We start from the raw sequence: 2,454 nt of genomic DNA on the forward strand, positions 1-2,454 counted from the left end.
GAATACCGGCCGCGCGGCCGCCTTCATGGAGGACGATATCCTTCTTGCCGGCCTCAAGGCCGCCGCGCCCAAACCGGATGCGCTGATCTTTCTCCCCGAGGGCTATGCCAAGATCTATTATGGCCTGATGTTCACCAAGGGCGATGCCGGCTTCAAGGCGCTCGTCGACGACGTTCTGTCGAAACAGATGGCGTCGGGTCAGTTCGAAAAGACCTATGCGAAGTGGTTCACCCGGGCGATTCCGCCCAAGGGCGAAAACCTCGCTTTCCCGCTGACGGACGAACTCAGGGACCGGATCGCTCATCCGAGCGACGCGGTCGATTAGTCGGAGCATCACACCGGGGAATTTGTCCGCACGCTGATCCTCTCTCGCATCCGGAGCCTCGAGATTCGCCATGTTCGCAGTGCTTTTTGAACAGACGGCGGATGGCCAGCGCTATATCGACTGGCTTCTGTCGGGCCTCGGCTGGACCCTGGCCCTGGCGTTCTTCGGCTGGTGGATTGCCTTTGCGATCGGGATCGTCGTCGGGATCGGCCGCACCGTGCAGAACCGGGCCATCGCTGCGCTTGCGCGCCTGTATGTGGAAATCTTCCGCAACATTCCCGTCCTGGCGCAGATGTTTCTCTGGTACTTCGTCCTGCCGGAGATTGTTCCGACCGCGCTCGGAAACGCCATCAAGCAGATTCCCCCGCCCTGGGGTTCATTCGTCCCGGCGCTGGTGTGCCTCGGCCTCTATACCGCGGCCCGGATCGCCGAGCAGGTTCGGGCCGGGATCGAGGCCCTGCCGAGAGGGCAGATCGAGGCGGCAAGCGCACTTGGGCTCACCGGCTATCTGACCTACCGCCATATCATCGTGCCGCAGGCACTGCGTTTGATCGTGCCGAGCCTGACCAGCGAGGTGATGGGCATCTACAAGAACACCTCGGTCGCACTGACGATCGGGCTGATGGAGCTCACGGCGCAGGCGCGCCAGATCAGCGAGGCGACGTTCCAGACCTTTACGGCTTTCGGCGCTGCGACCCTGATCTATCTCGCGCTGGCGCTGATCGCCTACCAGGCGATGGCGATGATCGACAGGGCTGTGCGCATCCCCGGCACCGCGCGGGCGGAGGATGCGATCGAACCGAGCCTGGCGGACGATGTCCAGCCCACCGGCTCGTTGCCCCCAGGGATGGAGGTGGTGAAATGAACAGCCTCGATTTCTCGATTGTTCTGCAGGCGTGGCCCTATCTCTGGTCCGGATTGCTGTTTTCGCTCGCACTCACCGCGGTAGCCTTCGTGGTCGGCATGATCCTGGGCACCTGCTTTGCGCTGTTACAGCACTTCGAAGTGCCCGTGATCGGGAAGGTCGTGCGCGGCTACATCGCCCTGATCCGCTCGATTCCGCTGATCCTCGTCCTGTTCTGGTTCTTCTTCCTGGTGCCGATCGTGCTCGGCCATCTCGCGGGCAACGGTCGCCCGATTCCGATCGGCGCCACCTGGACGGCCTTCATCACCTTCGGCCTGTTCGAGGCGGCCTATTATTCGGAAATCATCCGCGTCGGATTGCGCGCCGTGAACCGGGGGCAGTTCGAGGCGTGCCAGGCGCTCGCATTGTCCACCTTCGAGACCTATCGGAGCGTGATCCTGCCACAGGTGCTCCGCGTGGCGAGCCCGATCATCCTGAGCCAGACCATCATCCTGTTCCAGGACACCTCGCTGGTCTACGTGCTTTCGCTCACCGACCTGCTCGGCGCGGCCTCGAAGCTCGCGCAGCTCAACGGCCGTCTCGTCGAGATGTATCTCGTGGTCGTCGTGGTCTACCTCGCCATCAGTTCGGCGGCTTCGCAAGGCGTCGCGTTGCTGCGCAAGCGCTATGCCATCGCGCGCCGCTAGGGAATCGTACGAGAAGCGCTGTTTTGGGAGATGAAGATGGTTCAGGAGATCGCCGTGAATGAGATGAGCCGATGTCAGGCCATCGTCGCCGTGGAGGGCCTCGTGAAGCGGTTCGGACATTTCACGGCCCTGAATGACATCAATCTCAGTGTCACGACCGGCGAGAAGATCGTCCTTTGCGGTCCCTCGGGCTCGGGAAAATCGACGCTGATCCGTTGCATCAACCATATCGAAAAGCATGATGCCGGCCGGATCGTCGTCGATGGTGTCGAGCTGACGGACCGGATGGCCGATATCAACAGCGTCCGCCGCGAGGTCGGCATGGTGTTCCAGAGCTTCAACCTGTTTCCGCATCTCTCCGTCGTCGAGAACTGCATGCTGGCCCCGATGAAGGTGCGCGGCCTGTCGCGCGCGGAGGCGCATGAGCGTGCGATCGGTGTCTTGCGCAAGGTGCGCATCCACGACCAGGCGACCAAATATCCGGGGCAGCTCTCCGGTGGCCAGCAGCAGCGCGTTGCCATTGCCCGCGCCCTCTGCATGCAGCCGAAGATCATGCTGTTCGACGAGCCGACCTCCGC

At 62.6% G+C, this 2,454-nt stretch carries 3 protein-coding genes and 1 pseudogene; all 4 read left to right on the forward strand.

Annotated features, from left to right (window positions below):
• Positions 1–325, forward strand: a pseudogene (locus tag AC1D00_RS36565) (amino acid ABC transporter substrate-binding protein); the annotation flags it as partial.
• Between the two features lie 70 nt (positions 326–395).
• Entirely contained in the window at positions 396–1,190 is a 795-nt protein-coding gene (locus AC1D00_RS36570; RefSeq protein ID WP_477014014.1) for an amino acid ABC transporter permease, read from the forward strand.
• The gene (locus AC1D00_RS36575) at positions 1,187–1,876 is read left to right on the forward strand and encodes an amino acid ABC transporter permease (protein ID WP_477014015.1); all 690 of its coding nucleotides are present in this window, start codon (positions 1,187–1,189) and stop codon (positions 1,874–1,876) included. The genes AC1D00_RS36570 and AC1D00_RS36575 overlap by 4 nt, the downstream gene beginning before the upstream one ends.
• A gap of 36 nt (positions 1,877–1,912) precedes the next feature.
• On the forward strand, positions 1,913–2,454 hold a 542-nt coding region (locus tag AC1D00_RS36580; protein WP_477014016.1), incomplete at its 3' end, for an amino acid ABC transporter ATP-binding protein.

This window comes from Bradyrhizobium sp. P2_E8 (assembly GCF_056403875.1).

Bases quoted from the DNA above. Each gene is read 5' to 3' on its own strand.
- AC1D00_RS36570 (WP_477014014.1), top strand. From the start codon at position 396: ATGTTCGCAGTGCTTTTTGAACAGACGGCGGATGGCCAGCGCTATATC.
- AC1D00_RS36575 (WP_477014015.1), top strand. From the start codon at position 1,187: ATGAACAGCCTCGATTTCTCGATTGTTCTGCAGGCGTGGCCCTATCTC.